A 20,439-nucleotide genomic window follows, 5' to 3' on the forward strand; every position below is an offset into this window, starting at 1 on the left:
GCCCGCCGCCGCCACACGCCGTGGCCCGCCGCTGGCCGTGGCCCGCCGCACGCCGCGTCGCCGCGTCCACCGCGCCGCGCGGGCGCCCGCCGCTGCCGCCCGCTCGCCGGCTCGCCGCCGCATCCGCCGCTCGCCGCCGCATCCGCCGCTCACTGTCGCCCGCTGCTGCCCGCCGCCGCGTCCGCACCCGCGCCCGTGCTGCCACTCGCCACCGCCGCTCGCCGTGGCCCGTTGTGCGCCGTCGCCCGCTGCCGCTCGCCGCCGCGTCTGTACACGCGCCTGCTCTCTGAGTTCGTCGACTCACGTTCGATCGACGGTCGCTCAGCGGTTGGTCGGTTGGTGATGGGCTAGGAGGCGTGCTTCTGGTCCGGGTCGGTATCGGGGGCGTCGCCGTTGCCTTCGGCGGGTTCGGGTACCACGACGTCGTCGTTCTCGTCGGCGGTCGCGGCCGGCTCGAGGGCGTCTTCGGGCTGGGTCTGGGCCTCGCGCTCGGCGTCGGCGAGGCTGGCCGGCGCGGTCCAGCTGATGCGGGGCGGCTCGGCCAAGGGGCGGCCGCCGAACTCGGCGAGCCAGGCGGCGACCAGGGCCAGGTTTTCGCGCCACTGGTCCTCGGGGATCGGCGGGAGGATGTCGTCCCACAGAGCGAGGAAGGTGCCCTGGAGCTGAAGCCGGCCGTATGGGCGAGCCAGGAACCAGACGTGCAGATGGGCCGCGCCGTCGCCCCAACGATTCACGTGAACCCGGGCCACGCCGTCGAGCGAGCGGATCGCGCGCTCCAGGCGGACTGTCATGACCCCGAGCTCGGCCGCGAGCATGTTGGGCAGGTCGCCCAGGTCGAGGTGGGAGCGGGACTCGAGGATCAGCACGGCCGGCAGGCCGGTCGGGCGGTCCAGGGCCCGGACGCGCCAGCGGTCGCTCACCCAGATGTACGCCTCATCCGGCGCCGCGCACGCCCGGCACTCGGCGGGGTTGTCGCCGTGGCGGGGTGGCTCGACCGGCACCGGGTCGAGCAGTCGCTTGACGCGGATGTCGCCCTCGAACGGGAATGTTGGCCAGTAGGTGAAGCTGGGTAGCTGCTGCGGCTCAGGCACGAAGCCGACCCTAGCCGACCGCAGCCCCGGTGTCCGCACCCTGTGGATAGACACGAAGTTATCCACAGGAGTGATGAAAGCGCTGTGGACGATGGTTGGCGAGCCTGGTCGGGCGGTTGCGTTCATCCACAGGGGGTCGAGCGCTCTAGCACGTGGTTTCACGTGAAACGGCGGAGCCTGTGGATAACCCCTGTGGACAAGTTTCGCTCAGAGCCGTTCTCTCAAGATTCTTCCACGACTGGATTTTCGCCTTGAGCGCTTTCAAACGGCCCTTCGGGCCGGTTTTTTGGCTCTTGCTACCGTCCGCACCGCGGACGCCGAAGGGAGGCCCCCCGGGGCCGACCGGTGTCTGGTGGGAACGACGGCCGCGCCCACCGCGGACCCGAGTCAAACCGCTCTTGCAACAACGAAGGGCCGATCTCCTACCGGGGTCGGCCCTTCGCGTCGAGATCACATCGCTCGGGCTACTGCTCCCGCTGCGTCGCCGACTGCTCTTCCGGCACGCCGATGATGCCCACGATCCGCTCGAGGTCGTCGACCGTCGCGAACTCGATCGTGATGCGGCCCTTGCGCCGGCCGATGTCGACCTTCACCCGAGTGTCGAAGCGGTCCGAGAGGCGGTCGGCCAGATCGGACAGCGCCGGCGCGTGCGGCTTGGCGCGGCGCTGGGCCGGGGCCGACTTCTTCGGCGCCTCCGACGCGGCCAGTTGCACGAGCTCCTCGGTCGCGCGGACCGAGAGGCCCTCGGCGACGATCCGCGTCGCGAGCGACTCCTGCTCCTCCGAGTCGTCGAGCCCGAGCAGTGCGCGGGCGTGCCCGGCCGACAGAACGCCGGCCGCGACCCGGCGCTGGACCGGCGCGGGGAGGTTCAGGAGGCGGATCGTGTTTGAGATCTGCGGCCGCGACCGCCCGATGCGCTTGGCGAGCTCATCGTGCGTCGCGCCGAACTCCTCGAGCAGCTGCTGGTATGCGGCCGCCTCCTCCAGCGGGTTGAGGTTGGCCCGGTGGATGTTCTCCAGCAGCGCGTCGCGCAGCATCGCGTCGTCGCGCGTCTCCCGGACGATCGCCGGGATGGCCTCCTTGCCGAGCGCCTGCGCTGCCCGCCACCGACGCTCGCCCATGACGAGCTCGTACTTCGCGTCGCCCACCGGCTCGCTCAGTTCGCGCACGACGATGGGCTGGAGGAAGCCGACCTCCTGGATCGAGGTCTTCAGCTCCTCGATGGCCTCCTCGTCGAACACCTGCCGCGGCTGCTTCGGGTTGGCCGTGATCGACGTGACCGAGATTTCCGCGAACCGGGCGCCCGGCACCGGGGCGAGCGCTTCACCGGCCGGAGCCGCGACCGCCGCCGCCGCCGCGTCGGGCGACTGCTCTGCGGAACCGGAAGCAGGAGTGCCGTTCGCGACCGTCGGGGGAGTGGCGAGTGCGGTCGCGGTGCCGGCCGCACCCTCGGCCGGCGCGGCGGCAGTTGGGATGAGAGCGCCGAGCCCTCGCCCGAGACCCCCACGTCGGTTCGACTTCATGCGACCCCTCCGACCTGCGCGCCCTGCGCACCACGCAGCGCGATCTCCTGCGCCGCCTCGAAATAGCTGACCGCACCCCGAGAGCCCGGGTCGTACGTCATGACCGACTGGCTGTAGCTCGGCGCCTCGGACACCCGCACATTGCGGGGGATGACGGCGTTCAGGCACTTCTCGCCGAAGTGGTTGCGCACGTCCTGCTCGACGAGGTCCGCCAGGCGCGTACGCCGGTCGTACATCGTCAGGAGCACGGTCGTGATGTCGAGCTTCGGGTTGAGGTGCGACCGGACCAGCTCGATGTTGTTCGTGAGCGCCTGGACACCTTCGAGGGCGTAGTACTCGCACTGAATCGGGATGAGTACCTCCTCGGCCGCGACGAGCGCGTTGACCGTGAGGAGTCCGAGCGAGGGCGGGCAGTCGATGAAGATGTAGTCGTACGCGTCACCGCCGGCCTCGATCGCGCGCTTGAGCCGCGACTCGCGGGCGACGACCGAGACGAGCTCGATCTCGGCGCCGGCGAGGTCGATCGTCGCCGGCACGGCCCACAGGTTGGGGATGCCCTCGACCTGCTGGGTCACCGCGTCGAGCGGAGCGCCGTCGATCAGGCAGTCGTACACGTCCGGCACCCCGGAGTGGTGCGGCACGTTCAGCCCGGTTGAGGCATTGCCCTGCGGGTCGAGGTCGATCACCAGCACCCGGTTGCCGTGCAGCGCCAGAGCGACGGCGATGTTCACCGCGGTGGTCGTCTTGCCGACGCCGCCCTTCTGATTGGCTACACACATCGTGCGACGCCGTGGTGGGCGGGGCATGGTGATCTCCCCACTCGGGTTGAGAATCTCCACGGCGCGCTTTGCCTCCTGTGCCAGCGGTGGGTCTTCGGTTTCACGTGAAACGTATGCGTCAGTCATAGCGCCCTCGGGATCCGCGGTGACGGCGGACGGGTGCGGTCGGGGGGATGGTGTGTTCCGTCGTTCGGGCCGCACCTCGGCCGGAGAAGCGTCGACTGTTGGCGATACTCCCCGGCCGTAAAGGGTACCGGTTGCGCCGCGGTCGTTCGGGCCGGTGGCGTGAAACTCCACCGTGCCGCCGCGTGTCGGATCCGATTGCCCGCCGTGCGGTGGTGCCGACACGGGATTTCGCGGGGGTACTGCCTGAGGCGCGGTCGGCACCCCGAGCCCCGGAGCACCGGGCGGCGTCGCCGAGCTGGGCTGGATCGCCGAGCCGGGCGGGACCGCTGAGCCGGGCGGTGCGGCATGAGGGGCCGGCGGCTGTGGCGAGTTCCTTGGGTGGGCGGAGTTCGCTGGCTGCGTGGAGCTGCGTGGGGGACCGGGGTTGGGTGGCGGGGCGGAGTTTGGCGGCGGGGCGGAGTTTGGTGGTGCCTCGAATCGCACCGGCTCGACCGGGCGCGGCTCACCGCTCTCTCCCCGGGGCTGCGGCACCGACCGCCCGCCGGGTCGAACACCCCAGCCTTCTATTCCTGTTTCACGTGAAACCTGAGTATCTGCATCGCCGTAGCCCGGACCATCATCGCTGTCGCGCACCATGTCAGTCCCGTCCCGCTCGGAAAGGTGTGCACCCTCGGCCGCCTCGTCCGATCCCGGGTCACCGACAGGTCGACCTGATGGGCTGGTACCCGCTGACGTCCCCCGGGGAACCGAATCAACCGCGCCGCCGACGAGATGGCACTCGTCGTCGGACTCGTCGAAAGTGGGTTCGTCGGGGGTCGCCCTCGAGTCGGAGCGAACACCCACGGGAGTCGCCCTGGCGGTCTCGAGCCCGGCTTCGCGAGTCCCTGCGGGGAGCTCGTCGACCGGGTCCGCGCCGTCCAGGCCGGCTTCCTCAGGTGCCGTTCCGTCGGACAGAAGAGTGGCGCTGGGCCAGCCTACGGCGCTTGGCCGAGCGGAGCTACGACTGACCGGCGCGTCGTTGGGCTTGTCACCCCAAGTCGGCCGCCAATACACCAGAAATCCGTCAACTCGCCGCAGCAGCCCGCCGAGTCGCTGCATCCGAGACATCGGCCGCTCAGCGCTGAGGCCGTCGCCAAGCTCGTCGTCAGACTCGTCGTCAGCCCGCTCGCCGAGCCTGCCGCGGAGCCCGTCGCCGACCTCATCACCGGAGTCGTCGCTGCGCCCACTGCTCAGTTTGTCGCCGAGCTCTTCGCGGAGCCCGTCGCCGAGCTCTTCGCGGAGCCCGTCGCCGTGCTCTTCGCGGAGCCCGTCGCCGTGCTCTTCGCGGAGCCCGTCGCCGTGCTCTTCGCGGAGCCCGTCGCCGTGCTCTTCGCGGAGCCCGTCACCGAGCCTTTCGCCGAGCCCGTCGCCGGACCTGCCACCGAACTCTTCGCCGAGCCCGCTGCTGACCGAACGTGCCTCGACCGGCGAGGCCTGTTCCGCTTGACCGCCGCCTCCAGTCGATTGCGGCCCAGTCGGCTGCTGCCCGCCCGAGGAGGCCTGTGCCGTCTGACTGCCGACCGCTCTACCGTCACCCATGAGTCCTCCGCGTTCCCCCGTTGCCCGGGGCCGCGGTACCGCCCCGGGTTATCGGCCGCGGCGCCCTCCGGACTTCCGGAGGTTCGCGACCTCGCGTTCACGCACGACGTCGACCACGGTGGTGGGCTCGGCGAGGACGGCATCCCCGCACGTGCGCACCGACGCGGTCCCCGCACCGAGCCGAGTGAGGACCTTCGCGTGCTCGGCGACCTCGGCCGCCGCAGAGGCGCCCTTCATCGCGAGCATGCGGCCACCGATGGCGGTGAGGGGGAGACACCAGCCGGCGAGCCGGTCGAGCGGAGCCACGGCTCGGGCGGTGACGACATCGGCGAGCGGGACCTTCCCGACGCACTCCTCGGCCCGCGCGCGAACCACGGAGGTCCGCTCGAGGCCGAGCGCCGTCACCGCCTCTTCAAGGAATGCGGTACGTCGTGCGAGCGGCTCGACCAGGGTGACGGAAAGGTCGGGACGAGCCACTGCCAGCACCATACCGGGCAGCCCGGCTCCAGACCCGACATCGACTACTGAGGCACCCGTGGGAAGGAGGTCCGCGACGACGGCGCAGTTGAGCAGATGCCGTTCCCAGATGCGCGGCGCCTCCCGCGGCCCGATCAACCCCCGCACGACCCCATCGGTCACGAGCAGCCCGGCGAACCGAACTGCGATGGGAAGCCGATCGCCGAACACCTTCTCGGCGGCGGGGAGGATCTCGCTGGGCACTGCACCGTCCATGCCTCAAGGAAACCATGCACCACCCGCCGCGCCCGGACGCGGGGGAGCGGTCGTGTTTCACGTGAAACCGACTCGCTGTCGCGGGCCTTGGGCGGCCTTCGTCGTTCCGGGGCAGTCCCGGACAGCACGATGCAACGGTGGGAAGCCTGGGGCAGTTGTACAAGTCTGGGCAGTCGCCGGGCCAGCCGCATGATCGCCGGTCCAACCGAACGTGCGCCGGTCCAACCGAACGTGCGCCGGATGACCACCGCGTATCGGAGCTCATAGCAAAGGAGGCGGCGCGGGCTCAGAGCTGAACCCACGTCGCCCCGCTCACGCCTCTATCCGTGGCCCGCGTTTCACGTGAAACGAGGGCGGACCCCGAGAGCCATCCGCCGCGCGGTCGAGCCAGGCGGTGGATGGGACCGTTTCACGTGGAACGACGCTCGGCCGCCTCGATCGCGTTCCGGAAGAGCATGGCCACCGTCGTCGGTCCGACGCCACCGACTCGCGGAGTGATCGCACCAGCGACCTCAGCACATGACTCGGCTACGTCGGGGAGCAGGCGGCGACCCTCGTACCGTACGCCGCCACCGATCACGACCGCCCCGGGCTTCACGTGCTCCGGCTGGATGATCCCGGGTACTCCGGCGGCTGCGATGAGGATGTCGGCCCGGAGCGTGTAGCGCGCCCAGTCCGGCACCCCCGTGTGCACGACGGTGACGGCGGCGTTGGCGGTGGGGCGCTTCTGGGCCAGGAGCATCGCGAGAGGGCGCCCGAGCGTCGCGCCCCGCCCGAGGATGACGACCTCGCGGCCGCTGACCTGAATCTCGTAGTGCGCGAGGAGCGCCTCGATCCCGGCGGGGGTGCACGGCAGCGGGCCGGGGATACCTGCGGCGAGTCGGCCCAAGTTGAGGGGGTGCATGCCGTCGACGTCCTTGTCCGGGTCGACGCGCATGAGGGCGGCGTCGTAGTCGAGGTGCGCCGGCGTCGGGTACTGAATCAGGAGCGCGTGGACGTCCGGGTCGGCGTTGAACTCGTCGATCGTGGCGTGGAGGTCGGCCTGGGTCGAGTCCGCCGGCAAATGGCGGTGCGGTGAGGCGAAGCCGAGTTCGGCGGCCTGGCGCTGCTTGATCCGGATGTACCCGGCACTGGCGTCATCGTCGCCCACCAGGATCGTCGCCAAAGAGGGGGTGATGCCCTTGGAGCGGAGCGCGGCGGCCCGGGCAGTGACGTCGGCGAAGATGCGCTCGGCGACCGGAGTACCCGGCAGTAGCCGTGCAGACCCGGGGGCGGAACCAGGAGCGGAACCGGAGGCGGAACCGGGAGTGGAACCGGAAACAGAGCCAGCGACGGAACCCGGAGCGGAGCCAGGGACGGACTCAGCGGCGGACGGCTCGGTGGTTGCGGGGGAGGGCGAGTTGGACATACGGCTCCTCGTCGTGCGTGGGAGCCCAGGCGGTCGACGTCCCACGACGAGGCTTCCCGATGGTTGCCCATCCTTGATGCCGCCAGTCGCGTCCGTTCAAGTATGCCCTCCACGGACGAGGCCACCCCAAGGGGGACCAAGCCGGACCAGGCCTCCCAAAGTCCGCCCCGCAAAGACCGACCGCCAAACCGCCCCCGCCCGTCCGCGCAAGAACAAGCCATGTCCACGTTCGGCGGCACGAGAGCAAAGTCGTGTTCACGTCCGGCCGCGTGCATGGAAACAAGTGCGGGTCCGACCGAGTAAAAGCTAACCGCGTAAAAGCGAACCGCCCCGGCCGCAGTGGCCGGGGCGGTTTGAGAAGCAGCAAGCAGACGCTAGGCGGTCGGGCGGACCACGATCCGGCGGGACGGCTCGACGCCCTCCGACTCGCTCTCCACGCCGGGCAGCGCGTTGATGACGTCGTGCACGCACTTGCGCTCGAAGGCGCTCATCGGCTCCAGGCGAACCGCCTCGCCGTACTCCTTCACCTTCTCCGCCGCGTTCTTCGCGATCGCGCCCAGCTCCTTGCGCCGCAGCGCGCGGTAGCCGCCCACGTCCAGCAGCAGTCGGCTCGGCGAGCCCGTCTGCCGGAACACGGCCAGCCGGCTCAGCTCCTGCAGCGCCTCCAGCGTCGCCCCGCGCTGCCCGACGAGGGCCTGCAGCCGCTTGCCGGAGCCGTCGCCGCCCTCGACGACCTCGACGACCGGACGGCCACTGACGACGAGCTCGTCGATGTCGCCGTCGTAGTCGAGGATGTCGAGCAGGCCCTCCATGTAGTCGGCCGCGATCTCGCTCTCACGGAACAGGTCCGTGCTCGAGCGGCTCGACGCACTGCCGTTGGCAGCGGCCTCCCCGCCCTCCGCGGGCTCGTCCTCCTCGTCCTCGTCCTCGTCCTCGTCGTCGGTCTCCTCGAGGTCGGCGTCCTTGACCTCAGCGTCCGAAGCTGGACGAGAGCCCGAACCGGAGGCCGGACGGGAGCCCGAACCGGAGGCCGAATCGGAAGCCGGGCGGGAGGCCGGGTCAGAAGCCGAAGCCGCCGGGGCCGATTCCGGCGAGGAAGCAGACTGCTGGTCCAGGGCCTCGGCGCCGAGATCACTGGTGGTGTCGGTCACGAAACTCATCTCCGCTTGTTTGGGGCGCCGAGGCGCCGTCACAGGTCGTCGGTGAGGGGTGGGTTGCTACAGGGAGCGCCGCACGCCGGGCCGCTTGAGGGGTGACCCGGCGGGGTCGCATCAACCCGACTGCCGCTTCGCGGCGCCACCCTTCTTCGGGTTGATCGGCTTGGCGCCCGGCTTCGGAGCGCGGGTCGGGCCGGCCGGCTCCGGAGCCGCGCCGTTGGCCTTGGCGCCGTTGGCCTTGGCGCCGGTCGCCTTTACGGGGCCACCCTTGCCGTTGGCCCGCTGCTGGGCGGCCGCCTGCTCGCGGGCCTTGCTGAACAGCGCGCCGAAGCCGCTGGGCTGCTTGGCGTCGGCGGCCTGCTTGCCACCGGCCTTGTTGGCCGTCGTGCTGGTCGTCGCGCTCGCCGGCGGCGGGTACTTGTGCAGCACCCAGTACTGCTGGCCCAGGGTGATGGCGTTGTTCGTGACCCAGTAGATGATGACGCCGATCGGGAAGTACCAGCCGGAGGTCAGGGTGAAGAACGGGATGCCGTAGAGCATGAACTTCTGGATCATGCGCTGCTGCGGGTCGGTGTTCCAGCCCGTCTTCTTAATCATCTGGCGCTGGGTCAGGTAGGTCGTCGTGATCATCAGCGCGACCAGGATGGCGGCGACGATCTTGACCGCGGTCGAGCTCGCGTCGATCTTCAGCAGGTCGGCGGCACTGCTGCTGAACTTGGCAACGATCGGGGCGTCGAAGAGGCGGGCGTCGACGGCGCTCTCGAACTCCTTGACCGTCCAGCCGTAGAGCGTCTGCTGGTGCTCGGACTGGCCCGGGCGGAGGTGGCGCAGCACGTGCAGGAGGCCAATGAAGACCGGGATCTGCAGGAACATCGGAAGGCAGCCCATGAGCGGGTTGACCTTCTCCTCCTGGTAGAGCTTCATGACCTCCTTCTGGAGGGTCTCCCGGTCGCCCTTGTGCTTCTCCTGCAGCTCTTTCATCTTCGGCTGGATCGCCTGCATCGCGCGCTGCGACTTGATCTGCTTGACGAAGATCGGGAAGAGCACGACCCGGACGGTGATCACGAGGAAGACAATCGCGAGCACCCATTGCCAGTTGGTGCTGAGCACCCGGTGGTCAGGCAGGATCGAATCCCACACGGTGTGCCAGAACAGCATCACCTTCGAGATCAGCCAGTAGATCCCGGCCATGAGCTTGCTAATCACGACACCGCTCCAGTCACGTCGACTCGGGCTCGGGCGAGTGTCCCCGGCGCGGTGGCACCGGGTCGAACCCACCGGGGTGGAATGGGTGGCAGCGCAGCAGCCGCCAGGTCGCGAGACCGATTCCCTTGATCGCGCCGTGCGTGCCGACCGCCTCCAGGGCATAAGCGCTGCACGACGGGTAGAACCGACAACGCGCCGGCAGTGCCGGGCTTATCCAACGACGGTACGCGACGATGGGAGCTGCCACGATCCGGGCTCCGGCGTTCATCGACGGACACCTCGGCTCTTCGGTCGGCGCGCGGCCTCCAGCGCCGAGTCAAGATCTTCTTCCAGGCCTTGATAGGTCCGGCCGGCCGCCTCCGGTAACGCCCGCACCACGATCACGGAGCCGGGTGGCAGGTCGGCCAGGCGCGACCGGACCAGATGCCGCAGCCGCCGCTTCACGGTGTTGCGCACCACGGCGTTGCCCACGGCCTTGGAAACAACAAAACCGGCGCGGACCGGCGAATCGTCAGAAACCGCCCGATCCGGCCGTCCGACCGCATCCGGCGCTAAAACCCCCACTGCCACCCCCACCGCATCCGGCGCCGAAACCCCGAGGTCTGGTCTCGCCGCAGATACAGCAACCCCGGGCCGCGACGGCCCGGGGTTCAGGAAATGCACGACCACGGCCCCCCGGCCGGCACGGCGGCCGTTGCGAATGGTGGCGGCGAAGTCTTCCCGCCGCCGCAGTCGCTGAGCGGCCGCCAGCACGCTGCCTCCCGGAGGGCCCGGTTGTCGATGACTCAGGCCGAAAGGGTGCCGCGCCCCTTGGCGCGACGCGCCGAGAGGATCGCACGGCCGGCGCGGGTGCGCATGCGCAGCCGGAAGCCGTGGGTCTTCGCGCGCCGGCGGTTGTTCGGCTGGAAGGTGCGCTTGCTCACGTCGGGGCTCCGTCTTCGTGATCGTGAGTGGGACGCAGCCAACCTTGAGCGCGCTGGGCCCACAGAACAATGTGGATTGGAGTTTACCAGGACACGGTGCTCCAACCGAAACAGGGTACGCGCCGCCTCACAGACCGTCAACGATCACCGACGGGCGGTGCGATCGCCGTGTCCGACCATGGTGAGGCCGGGGGTGTGAATAAAGAAACCCCAGGTGAGAGCCGTAATCCACAGGTTCGTTGTGGACAACGGTTGAGTGTCTGTGGACAACGCTGTTAACGTGCCCGGTTGCCGGTCGACACCGCGACGGCCGGCGACGGGGACAACTGGACTTTCCGGAAAATACGGATGCTGTCGCAAGGGGGGCAGACCGCGTCCGACCTGCATCACCTCTGTGTACGGGCTGATCACCGCACGGTCAGCACGGGACGAGGGGGAATCAGGACGATCCGTTCACGGGACATGACTCGTTGATACACAGGTTGTGGAAAACCTGTGGACAATGGTGGCCTGGGGCGGCGGGAAGAACCGGGCACCGTCCACTCGCGGTGGGGGCCGCGAATGATGATGGGGGTGCGCGAACGGTGACGGACACCGACCTCGCAGCGATCTGGAACGCAGCGACGAACCAGCTCGCCGACGGGCTCGACTCCGCGCAGCAACGGGCTTATCTGCGGATGACCCGGCTGCGCGCGATCGTCGAGGACACCGCGCTGCTCTCGGTGCCGGACCCGTACTCGCGCGACATGATCGAGAGCCGGCTGCGGCCGGTCATCACCGAGGCGCTCTCGCGGCTGCTCGGCCGGCCGATCCAGGTGGCCGTCACCGTGCGCCCGCCGGAGGACGCGCCCCCGTTGCCGTCCCCGTCGGCGTCGCACTGGTCCAACGGCGCGACCGGCGGCCACATGGTCGGCGAGCAGGCGACCGAGCGCATCCCGGAACACCGGATCTCCGAGCACCGGGGCGTCGCCCAGGTCCCGCAGCAGGTCGAACACGACCGCCTGTTCGATCTCCCGGGCGAGAACACCCCGACCGACTACGCCAAGGCCTCGGACTACAGCGGCGGCGGCGACTACGGCAAGCAGCCGGAGTACAACGGCCCGGCCGATTACAACAAGCCCGGCGAGTACGGAGCCAAGCCCGGCGAGTACGGCAAGCCGAACGACTCCTGGCGCAACGAGCACTCCGGCACCGCCGTCGAGGCCGCCGCGCAGGACGGCGGGCGTTACGAGCCGCCGAAGTACGACTCGCAGTACAACCAGCGCGACGTCCAGCGCGACGACCCGCCGCCGCGGCCGTCGACGCCCGGCACCGGCCGCGAGGACCGCCGCGGCGCCACCACGCCGGCCGGGGACTCCGCGGGAAACCGGCTCAATCCGAAGTACACCTTCGAGACCTTCGTCATCGGCTCCTCGAACCGCTTCGCGCACGCCGCCTCGGTCGCGGTGGCCGAGTCGCCGGCCAAGGCCTACAACCCGCTGTTCATCTACGGCGGCTCCGGACTCGGCAAGACACACCTCCTGCATGCGATCGGGCAGTACGCCACGATGCTCGGCAATGCGCGGTTCGTGCGCTATGTGTCGACGGAGGAGTTCACCAACGAGTTCATCAACAGCCTGCGCGACGACAAGACACAAGCGTTTCAGCGGCGGTACCGCGATGTCGACATCCTGCTGATCGACGACATCCAGTTCCTGGAGACCCGCGAGCGGACCCAGGAGGAGTTCTTCCACACGTTCAACACCCTGCACAACGCCAACAAGCAGATCGTGATCAGCTCCGACCGCTCGCCGCGGCAGCTGGCCACGCTGGAGGACCGGCTGCGCACGCGGTTCGAGTGGGGACTGCTGGCCGACATCCAGGTGCCCGACCTGGAGACCCGGATCGCGATCCTGCAGAAGAAGGCCGCCCAGGAGCGGCTGTTCGCGCCGCCGGACGTGCTCGAGTTCATCGCTTCGCGCATCGCCTCGTCGATCCGCGAGCTCGAGGGCGCGCTGATCCGCGTCACGGCGTTCGCCAACCTGACGCGCTCCCCGGTCGAGCTCAGCCTGGCCGAGGAGGTCCTGCGCGACTTCATCCCGGACGGCTCCGGCCCGGAGATCACCGCCGACCAGATCATGGTGTCGACGGCCGACTACTTCGGCGTGAGCCTGGAGGATCTGCGCGGGCACAGCCGGTCGCGGGTGCTGGTCAACGCGCGGCAGGTGGCCATGTACCTCTGCCGCGAGCTCACGGAGTTGTCGCTGCCCCGCATCGGGCAGGCGTTCGGCGGCCGCGACCACACCACCGTCATGCACGCGGACCGCAAAATTCGGCAGCAGATGGCCGAGCGGCGCTCGCTCTACAACCAGATCGCGGAGCTGACGAACCGCATCAAGCAGACGACCTGACCCTGACCAAGCGGCCGATCTGAGCCGCTTTTCCACAGGAATTCGGTCGTCCACCGGCCTTTTGCACAGGTTGTGGAGAGCAAGTTGTCCACAACCTGTGCCCGAGTCTGACCTCTAGGCAGTCGCCAATTGGCCCTACGTCATCCACACGGTGCCCACAGGCCGGCCCCGGTTGTCCACATGCGGTTCGGTGCCCTCGGCGCTCGGTTGTCCCCAGTTTCCACACGCTGTCCACAGAAAATCTGTGGATAACTTCGTTCGTGCCAATTTCACCGGAGGAGTGACCGAGTGACCACGGATCGTACACAGGCTCTCTCCACAGCCTGTGGATAACTCCTGGGGATTGCGTGTGGAGAACATGTGGATGCATCCGGAGAGTGAGTGGAAAGTCGACCGAACGTGAACCAGGTTCGGGCCACACGATATCCACAGGTGGAGGAAAACCCTGGGGATTTCCGGTGGACAACCGGTGGATAAAGGCTGTGGACAAACCTTCGTCCACAATCCACAGGGTTCTACACACCGGCTCGTGCACAGGTTGTCCTAAGTCATACAAGTGGCTTGACCTGGGAAAAGTCGGCTTATCCACAGTTTCCACACCACCTACTATTACGAAGTATTTTTCTTTTAAAGAGAGAAGAAAAACAATCTTCGGGGTGTGGGCAGAGGCGGGCCGCCGGATTCGGCGGGGCCGGTGTACGACCGCCGCCCGGAGGCCCTAAGGTTCGATGAGCGAGCCTGACGGGGTCACCACGTCACCCGATGCAAGCCACCGCTCCCAGACGACGAACCTTCGCGCAACCGACCACAGCCACCGCCGCCAGCCGTACGCCCCGGGGCGAAAACCCGGCGGCCGCGAGACCTGGTGTGCATCCACCGGCGAACATGAAGTACCGAAGAGAATGCGGGAGGACCGCGATGAAGTTCCGAGTCGAGCGCGACGCGCTCGCCGATGCCGTCGCCTGGACGGCCAAGAGCCTGCCCAGCCGCCCCTCGGTGCCAGTGCTCGCCGGCGTCCTGCTGCGGGTCGCCGACGGCCGCCTGCAGGTGTCCGGCTTCGACTACGAGGTGTCGAGCCAGGTCACCGTCGAGGTCCAGGCCGACGCCGACGGCGCGACGCTGGTCTCCGGCCGGCTGCTCGCCGAGATCACCAAGTCGCTGCCCAACAAGCCGGTGGACGTCGCCGCGGTCGGCTCCCACGTGGAGATCACCTGCGGTAGTGCCCGGTTCACGCTGCCGACGATGCCGGTCGAGGACTACCCGAGCCTGCCGGAGATGCCGGAGTCGGCCGGCACGGTCGAGGCCGCCGTCTTCGCCGGGGCCGTGTCGCAGGTCGCGATCGCCGCCGGCCGCGACGACACGCTGCCGATGCTGACCGGTGTGCGGATGGAGCTCGAGGGCAACACGCTGACGCTGCTGGCCACCGACCGCTACCGGCTCGCCGTGCGCGAGCTGCTGTGGCACCCGGACGAGCCGGACATCAGCATCGCCGCCCTGGTGCCGGCCCGCACGCTCGACGACACCGCGAAGACCCTCGGCCCGCTGGGCGGCTCGGTCGCGGTCGCGCTGTCGCGGGGCAAGCTCGGCGAGGGCATGATCGGTTTCGCGGGCGGCACCCGGCGCACCACCTCGCGGCTGCTCGAAGGCGACTTCCCGAAGGTCCGGGCGCTCCTGCCGGACAACCACAACGCCCAGGCCCGGGTCCCGGTCTCGGCGCTCAACGAGGTCGTCCGGCGCGTCGGCCTGGTCGCCGAGCGGCAGACCCCGGTGCGGCTGTCCTTCAGCGCCGACGGGCTCGTGGTCGAGGCCAGCGGCAGCGAGGACGCGAAGGCCAGCGAGGCCATGGACTGCCAGTACGAAGGCGAGCCGATGACGATCGCCTTCAATCACCAGTATCTGCTGGACGGCCTCAAAGCACTGGACGCGCCCATTGCCGCGCTGCAGTTCACTGATCCGAAGAAGCCTGCGGTCATGCGCCCGGCGTCGGATGATGGAGAGGTCACTCCTGGCTATACGTATCTGATCATGCCGGTTCGCATCGGCAGCTGATTCGGAGGCACCGCAAATGCAGCTCGGTCTCATCGGCCTGGGCCGGATGGGCTTCAACATGCGCGAGCGGCTGCGGGCCGCCGGGCACGAGGTCATCGGCTTCGACCACCACCCCGACGTCACCGACGTGGCGTCCCTCAACGAACTGGTCGAGAAGCTCGCCGCGCCGCGCGTGGTCTGGATCATGGTCCCGGTGCAGTTCACCGAGCCCACCATCGACGAGCTTTCGGGCCTGCTGGCGTCCGGCGACATCGTCATCGACGGCGGCAACTCGCGGTTCAGCAACGACCGGCCGCGGGCCGAGCGGCTCGGCACCAAGGGCATCGGCTACCTCGACGTCGGCGTCTCCGGCGGCATCTGGGGCCGGACCAACGGCTACGCGCTGATGGTCGGCGGCGAGAAGCAGCACGTCGAGCACTGCCAGCCGATCTTCGACGCGCTCAAGCCGGCCGGCGAGTTCGGGTTCGCGCACGCCGGCGGCCCCGGTGCCGGGCACTACGCGAAGATGGTCCACAACGGTATCGAGTACGGCATGATGCACGCCTTCGCCGAGGGCTACGAGCTGCTCGAGGCGTCGGAGTACGTCGACAACATCCCCGAGGTCATCAAGAGCTGGCGGGCCGGCTCCGTCGTGCAGTCGTGGCTGCTCGACCTGCTCGACCGCGCTCTGGATGAGGACCCTCAGCTCGCCGGCATCAAGGGCTACGCCGACGACACGGGTGAGGGCCGTTGGACGGTTGAGGAAGCGATCCGACTGGCAGTACCGATGAATGTCATTGCGGCTTCGCTCTTTGCTCGTTTTGCTTCGCGCCAGGACGACTCTCCGGCGATGAAGGCGGTGGCCGCGCTGCGCAACCAGTTCGGCGGTCACGCGGTCAAGAAGGACTGAATTTGTACGTCCGGGGCCTGGAGCTCGTCGACTTCCGCAGCTACGAGCGTGTCGTCGTCGAGCTCGGCCCCGGACCGTGCGTCCTCGTCGGGCCCAACGGGGTCGGCAAGACCAACCTCGTCGAGGCCCTGGCCTACGTGGCGACCCTCGAGTCGCACCGGGTCGCCACGGACGCGCCGCTGGTCCGCTTCGGCACCGCCCGCGCCGTCGTCCGCTGTGCCGTCGTCCACGACGAGCGTGAGCTGCTCATCGAGCTCTCGATCGAGCCGGGCCGGGCCAACAAGGCGCGCCTGGGCCGCTCCGCCGTCACCAGGACGCGCGACATTCTCGGCGCCCTGCGGCTGGTGCTCTTCGCGCCGGAAGATCTTTCGCTGATCCGCGGAGACCCTTCAGAGCGGCGGCGGTACCTCGATGAGCTCCTCGTGGCCCGCCAGCCCCGCTTCGCCGGCGTCCGCAGCGACTACGACCGGGTTCTCAAGCAGCGCAACGCCCTGCTCCGCAGCGCCTACCTGGCCCGCAAGACCGGTGGCAGCCGCGGCGGCGACCTCTCGACCCTCAACGTGTGGGACGTCCACCTGGCCGAGCACGGGGCCCGGCTGGTGCGGGCCCGGCTCGACCTCGTCGACGCGCTCGCGCCGCACGTGGCCAAGGCCTACGCCGCGGTCAGCGCGAGCCGGTCGGACGCGCGGATCGCCTATAGCTCGACGTACCCCCAAACCGAAAATCTTGAAGAGGCGCTCCTCAGCGCCCTGGCGGAGTCGCGGAGCCAGGAGATCGAGCGGGGCGTGACGCTGGTCGGCCCGCACCGCGACGAGCTCACGCTGACCCTCGGCGAGCTGCCGGCGAAGGGGTACGCCAGCCACGGCGAGTCGTGGTCCTACGCGCTCGCGCTGCGGCTGGCCGCCTACGACCTGCTTCGCGATGACGGCGTGGAGCCGGTGCTCGTCCTCGACGACGTGTTCGCCGAGCTCGACGCCGGCCGCCGGGAGCGACTCGCCGAGCTGGTCGGCGGGGCCAGTCAGGTAATCGTGACCTGCGCGGTGGAGGATGATGTTCCGTCGACGTTGCGCGGTCTTCGGTTTATGGTCGGCGGTGGGGAGGTCCGACGTGTCTGAAATACCGGATAAATCGGGTGTGGAGCTGGCGCGGGCGGCGGTCGAGGCGGCGCTGACCAAGCACCGGGCGCAGCCGCGTCGCAAATCGGTGATCGACTCGCAGTCGCGTCGCCGCGCGGGGTACACCGGACCGGGCCCGGACCCCCGGGATCCCCAGCTCTTCGGCTCGGTTCTGGAGCGCCTGGTCAAGCAGCGCGGCTGGACCCAGCCGACCCGCGAAGCGAAGATCTTCGGCGAGTGGGCCACGGTCGTCGGCGGGGATATCGCGGCGCACAGCCGGCCGGTCAAGCTCGAGGACGGTGAGCTGACCATCGAGGCCGAGTCGACCGCGTGGGCGACCCAGCTGAAGATGCTGGCGGCCAAACTGCTGGCCGGGATCGCGCGTGAGGTCGGTCACAACGTGGTCAAGAAGCTGCACATCCAGGGGCCCAACCGGCCGTCGTGGAGCAACGGGCCGCTGCGCGTCCGCGGTCGGGGACCGCGCGATACGTACGGCTGAGGCCCTGTCGTTGAGCTTCTGGGGCTTTTTCGAAAGCCCTAGAAGTCGGCGTAGACGGCGAAACCGCGGTTGGCGCACCGGCGGTAGAACTTCGCCAGCACGTCTAGCTCGGCGATCGAGTATGACCACTGCGGCGCGTTGCCGGCGTCGTCCCGCAGCGCGTCGAGCCGGCTCTGCAGCCACCGCAGCTGCTGCTCGGCCAGGCGCGAGCCCTCGAGGGCCTTGCGCAGCACCGCGCTCACGGTCTCGAACGTGATCTCGTCGCCGTATTCGGTGTGGCCGATGACGAACCGCTCCAGCCCGCCGGCGATCCAGGCGCAGTCGTCCGGGCTGATGACCGGATCCTCGTCCTCCGCGGCCGCATCTGTGGCGAAGAGCACGCCGTTGAGTCCGAAGAGGAGGTCGACGAGCTCGGTGTATCCCGTGACGCGCACGGTCCCCGTCTTGGCAACGTGGTCAGCCAGGGCCGATGCCGGCCCGGCGTGCAGCGGCAGCTTCTCCGCGAGCTCGGCGAAGTCGACGAACTCGGCCGGCGCGACCGGGTCGTAGAACCGGCCGGTGCGCGGCCACTGCACGGCGACGTTGTCCAGCCCCATCGCGCACCCCCTTGTCATCAATAACTGCTACTCGCCCGCCCCCGCGGCGGGGAACATACGGCACGAACGGCCCCTTGCGCGACCCCCGGAAGCTCCAAAAGCCCAATCCTTCTCCGGTACTGCCTGTGCCGCCCGCCACCAGGCTGAAGCCCCCCTTCCGCATGGGGGGACCTTCGACCCGCACCGTTCGGGCCCCTACGACGATTACAGACGCCATCCCGGCGCGAAAATGTCGCACGGACACAGTAGGATTGGACCGGCTAGAGAACAGTCGATCACATCCCGCGTGTGTGTCGCAGCGGAGGCCACTGTGCCTTTTCCGCCCCGGACGCGCCCGCACCGACTCCGCACGAGACCCGGGACGCCCAGCAGCGTGGCCGGCCAGTGCGAGAAAGCGACCGAGGGTGGCAGCAAACAAGCCCGAACAGTCCTACGACTCCTCTTCGATCACCGTCCTCGAGGGGCTGGAGGCGGTCCGCAAGCGCCCCGGCATGTATATCGGCTCCACCGGCGAGCGCGGCCTGCACCACCTGGTGTGGGAGGTTGTGGACAACGCGGTCGACGAGGCGCTGGCCGGCTTCTGCGACACGATCGAGGTGACCCTCCTCGCCGACGGCGGCGTGCGGGTCGTGGACAACGGCCGCGGCATCCCGGTCGACATGCACCCCAAGGAGAAGCGGCCCACCGTCGAGGTCGTCCTGACCGTCCTGCACGCCGGCGGCAAGTTCGACGGCCAGGCCTACGCGGTCTCCGGTGGTCTGCACGGCGTCGGGATCTCGGTCGTCAACGCGCTCTCCACGCGCATCGACCTGAAGATCTGGAAGGACGGGTACGTCTGGACCCAGACGTACAACAACTCCAAGCCCGATCCGCTGCAGAAGGGCGAGGAGACCGACCAGACCGGGACCAGCGTCACCTTCTGGCCCGACCCGACGATCTTCGAGACGACCGTGTTCGTCTACGAGACGCTCTACCGGCGCATTCAGGAGTACGCGTTCCTCAACCGCGGCCTGCGGATCGAGCTGCGCGACGAGCGCCCCGACACGCCGGAGGAGAAGCGGGAGGTCGTCTTCTGCTACGAGGGCGGCATCGCGGACTTCGTGCGGCACCTCAACGCCACCAAGACGCCGATCCACCGCACCGTCGTGGAGTTCGGCGCCGAGGGCGAGGGCATCGCGGTCGAGATCGCCATGCAATGGAATGAGTCGTACGGCGAGAGCGTCTACACGTTCGCCAACACGATCAACACGCATGAGGGCGGCACGCACGAAGAGGGCTTCCGCTCGGCGCTGACGTCGGTCGTGAACAAGTACGGTGCGGACAAGAAGTTCCTCAAGGGCGACGAGAAGCTCACCGGTGAGGACATCCGCGAGGGTCTGGCCGCGATCATCTCGGTCAAGCTGGCCAACCCGCAGTTCGAGGGTCAGACCAAGACCAAGCTCGGCAACACCGAGGCCCGCAGCTTCGTGCAGAAGGTGTGCAACGAGTGGCTGGTCGACTGGTTCGACCGCAACCCGGCCGAGGTCAAGACCATCATCACCAAGGCTTCGCAGGCCGCCCGGGCCCGCATCGCCGCCTCGCAGGCCCGCAAGCTGGCCCGGCGCAAGTCGCTGCTCGAGTCCGGCTCGATGCCGGGCAAGCTGGCCGACTGCCAGTCCAACGACCCGCGCCTGTGCGAGGTGTTCATCGTCGAGGGTGACTCCGCCGGCGGCTCGGCCAAGCAGGGCCGCGACCCGCGGGTCCAGGCGATCCTGCCGATCCGCGGCAAGATCCTCAACGTCGAGAAGGCGCGCATCGACCGGGTGCTGAAGAACAACGAGGTGCAGGCGCTGATCACCGCCCTCGGCACCGGCATCCACGATGAGTTCGACATCGAGAAGCTGCGGTACCACAAGCTGATCCTGATGGCCGACGCCGACGTCGACGGCCAGCACATCCAGACCCTGCTGCTGACGCTGGTCTTCCGGTTCATGCGCCCCCTGATCGAGCTCGGGCACGTGTATCTCGCGGCGCCCCCGCTATACAAGATCAAGTGGAACAAGAAGGGCGACGACGCGCAGTACGCGTACACCGACCGCGAGCGCGACGGCCTCATCGAGCTGCGGCAACGCACCAAGCCCAATGCCAAGCCGGACGACATCCAGCGCTTCAAGGGCCTCGGGGAGATGAACTACCCGGAGCTCTGGGAGACCACGATGAACCCGGAGACCCGGATGCTCCGCCAAGTGACCTTGGACGACGCTGCAACCGCGGACGAGCTCTTCAGCGTCCTCATGGGCGAAGACGTAGAGGCTCGCCGCTCGTTCATTCAGCGGAACGCCAAGGACGTCCGGTTCCTCGACATCTGATGCCGGCTAGAGAAGAAAAGGAATATCAAG

At 68.9% G+C, this 20,439-nt stretch carries 15 protein-coding genes and 2 pseudogenes; 6 read left to right on the top strand and 11 right to left on the bottom strand.

All coding sequences use genetic code 11. The features are described from left to right. Nucleotides 1-350 precede the first annotated feature (350 nt). The 10 genes and pseudogenes from ACIA8L_RS40890 to rpmH form a co-directional block, all read right to left on the bottom strand. Nucleotides 351-1,091, bottom strand: a pseudogene (locus ACIA8L_RS40890) (hypothetical protein); the annotation flags it as partial. Nucleotides 1,092-1,555: 464 nt separating this feature from the next. Beyond that, a complete protein-coding gene (locus tag ACIA8L_RS40895; RefSeq protein ID WP_395913171.1) occupies nt 1,556-2,614 on the bottom strand; it encodes a ParB/RepB/Spo0J family partition protein in 1,059 nt (352 codons plus the stop codon). Continuing rightward, on the bottom strand, nt 2,611-3,594 hold the full coding sequence (locus tag ACIA8L_RS40900; protein ID WP_395913363.1) for a ParA family protein: 984 nt from the start codon (nt 3,592-3,594) through the stop codon (nt 2,611-2,613). The genes ACIA8L_RS40895 and ACIA8L_RS40900 overlap by 4 nt, the downstream gene beginning before the upstream one ends. 1,551 nt (nt 3,595-5,145) lie before the next feature. Next, nucleotides 5,146-5,829, bottom strand: a complete 684-nt coding sequence (gene rsmG / locus ACIA8L_RS40905; protein ID WP_395913172.1) for a 16S rRNA (guanine(527)-N(7))-methyltransferase RsmG — start codon at nt 5,827-5,829, stop codon at nt 5,146-5,148. Between the two features lie 409 nt (nt 5,830-6,238). Beyond that, nucleotides 6,239-7,081, bottom strand: a complete 843-nt coding sequence (locus tag ACIA8L_RS40910; protein WP_395913365.1) for a bifunctional 5,10-methylenetetrahydrofolate dehydrogenase/5,10-methenyltetrahydrofolate cyclohydrolase — start codon at nt 7,079-7,081, stop codon at nt 6,239-6,241. Nucleotides 7,082-7,611: 530 nt separating this feature from the next. After that, nucleotides 7,612-8,397, bottom strand: a complete 786-nt coding sequence (locus tag ACIA8L_RS40915) for a protein jag (RefSeq protein WP_395913173.1) — start codon at nt 8,395-8,397, stop codon at nt 7,612-7,614. 111 nt (nt 8,398-8,508) lie between these two features. Continuing rightward, nucleotides 8,509-9,585: a membrane protein insertase YidC gene (gene yidC, locus ACIA8L_RS40920; protein WP_395913367.1), complete on the bottom strand. Its 1,077-nt coding sequence runs from the start codon at nt 9,583-9,585 to the stop codon at nt 8,509-8,511. A gap of 11 nt (nt 9,586-9,596) precedes the next feature. Beyond that, nucleotides 9,597-9,868 (bottom strand): annotated as a pseudogene (gene yidD / locus ACIA8L_RS40925) (membrane protein insertion efficiency factor YidD). Continuing rightward, nucleotides 9,865-10,353, bottom strand: a complete 489-nt coding sequence (gene rnpA / locus ACIA8L_RS40930) for a ribonuclease P protein component (RefSeq protein ID WP_395913175.1) — start codon at nt 10,351-10,353, stop codon at nt 9,865-9,867. Before rnpA ends, yidD begins: the two are co-directional and overlap by 4 nt. A gap of 32 nt (nt 10,354-10,385) precedes the next feature. Next, the gene (gene rpmH / locus ACIA8L_RS40935) at nt 10,386-10,523 is read right to left on the bottom strand and encodes a 50S ribosomal protein L34 (protein ID WP_223100304.1); all 138 of its coding nucleotides are present in this window, start codon (nt 10,521-10,523) and stop codon (nt 10,386-10,388) included. 584 nt (nt 10,524-11,107) lie between these two features. On the opposite strand from rpmH, the gene dnaA reads away from it, so the two are divergent. The 5 genes from dnaA (at nt 11,108) to ACIA8L_RS40960 (ending at nt 17,465) form a co-directional block, all read left to right on the top strand. Further along, entirely contained in the window at nt 11,108-12,913 is a 1,806-nt protein-coding gene (gene dnaA / locus ACIA8L_RS40940) for a chromosomal replication initiator protein DnaA (RefSeq protein ID WP_395913177.1), read from the top strand. Nucleotides 12,914-13,831: 918 nt separating this feature from the next. Continuing rightward, nucleotides 13,832-14,962, top strand: coding sequence for a DNA polymerase III subunit beta (dnaN, locus tag ACIA8L_RS40945; protein WP_395913178.1), 1,131 nt, complete (start codon nt 13,832-13,834; stop codon nt 14,960-14,962). A 16-nt stretch (nt 14,963-14,978) separates the two neighbouring features. Beyond that, on the top strand, nt 14,979-15,851 hold the full coding sequence (gene gnd / locus ACIA8L_RS40950) for a phosphogluconate dehydrogenase (NAD(+)-dependent, decarboxylating) (protein WP_395913180.1): 873 nt from the start codon (nt 14,979-14,981) through the stop codon (nt 15,849-15,851). Nucleotides 15,852-15,853: 2 nt separating this feature from the next. Then, on the top strand, nt 15,854-16,966 hold the full coding sequence (gene recF / locus ACIA8L_RS40955) for a DNA replication/repair protein RecF (protein ID WP_395913182.1): 1,113 nt from the start codon (nt 15,854-15,856) through the stop codon (nt 16,964-16,966). Continuing rightward, nucleotides 16,899-17,465 carry a DUF721 domain-containing protein gene (locus ACIA8L_RS40960; RefSeq protein WP_395913184.1) on the top strand — a complete coding sequence of 189 codons (567 nt, stop codon included), beginning with the start codon at nt 16,899-16,901 and terminating at the stop codon, nt 17,463-17,465. Before recF ends, ACIA8L_RS40960 begins: the two co-directional genes overlap by 68 nt. A gap of 38 nt (nt 17,466-17,503) precedes the next feature. Here the strand turns inward: ACIA8L_RS40960 and ACIA8L_RS40965 are convergent, their stop codons facing one another. Next, a complete protein-coding gene (locus ACIA8L_RS40965; protein ID WP_395913185.1) occupies nt 17,504-18,061 on the bottom strand; it encodes a hypothetical protein in 558 nt (185 codons plus the stop codon). 404 nt (nt 18,062-18,465) lie between these two features. Here ACIA8L_RS40965 and gyrB point away from each other — a divergent pair, with 404 nt between their 5' ends. Next, nucleotides 18,466-20,409, top strand: coding sequence for a DNA topoisomerase (ATP-hydrolyzing) subunit B (gene gyrB, locus ACIA8L_RS40970; protein ID WP_395913186.1), 1,944 nt, complete (start codon nt 18,466-18,468; stop codon nt 20,407-20,409). Nucleotides 20,410-20,439 lie beyond the last annotated feature (30 nt).

The sequence above is a fragment of the Dactylosporangium sp. NPDC051541 genome (genome assembly GCF_044454505.1).
In the GTDB taxonomy this organism is placed as follows: Bacteria; Actinomycetota; Actinomycetes; order Mycobacteriales; family Micromonosporaceae; genus Dactylosporangium.

Bases quoted from the DNA above. Each gene is read 5' to 3' on its own strand.
- gnd (WP_395913180.1), top strand. From the start codon at position 14,979: ATGCAGCTCGGTCTCATCGGCCTGGGCCGGATGGGCTTCAACATGCGC.
- ACIA8L_RS40895 (WP_395913171.1), bottom strand. From the start codon at position 2,614: ATGAAGTCGAACCGACGTGGGGGTCTCGGGCGAGGGCTCGGCGCTCTC.
- yidC (WP_395913367.1), bottom strand. From the start codon at position 9,585: ATGGCCGGGATCTACTGGCTGATCTCGAAGGTGATGCTGTTCTGGCAC.
- dnaN (WP_395913178.1), top strand. From the start codon at position 13,832: ATGAAGTTCCGAGTCGAGCGCGACGCGCTCGCCGATGCCGTCGCCTGG.
- ACIA8L_RS40915 (WP_395913173.1), bottom strand. From the start codon at position 8,397: ATGAGTTTCGTGACCGACACCACCAGTGATCTCGGCGCCGAGGCCCTG.
- ACIA8L_RS40960 (WP_395913184.1), top strand. From the start codon at position 16,899: ATGATGTTCCGTCGACGTTGCGCGGTCTTCGGTTTATGGTCGGCGGTG.
- ACIA8L_RS40965 (WP_395913185.1), bottom strand. From the start codon at position 18,061: ATGGGGCTGGACAACGTCGCCGTGCAGTGGCCGCGCACCGGCCGGTTC.
- rsmG (WP_395913172.1), bottom strand. From the start codon at position 5,829: ATGGACGGTGCAGTGCCCAGCGAGATCCTCCCCGCCGCCGAGAAGGTG.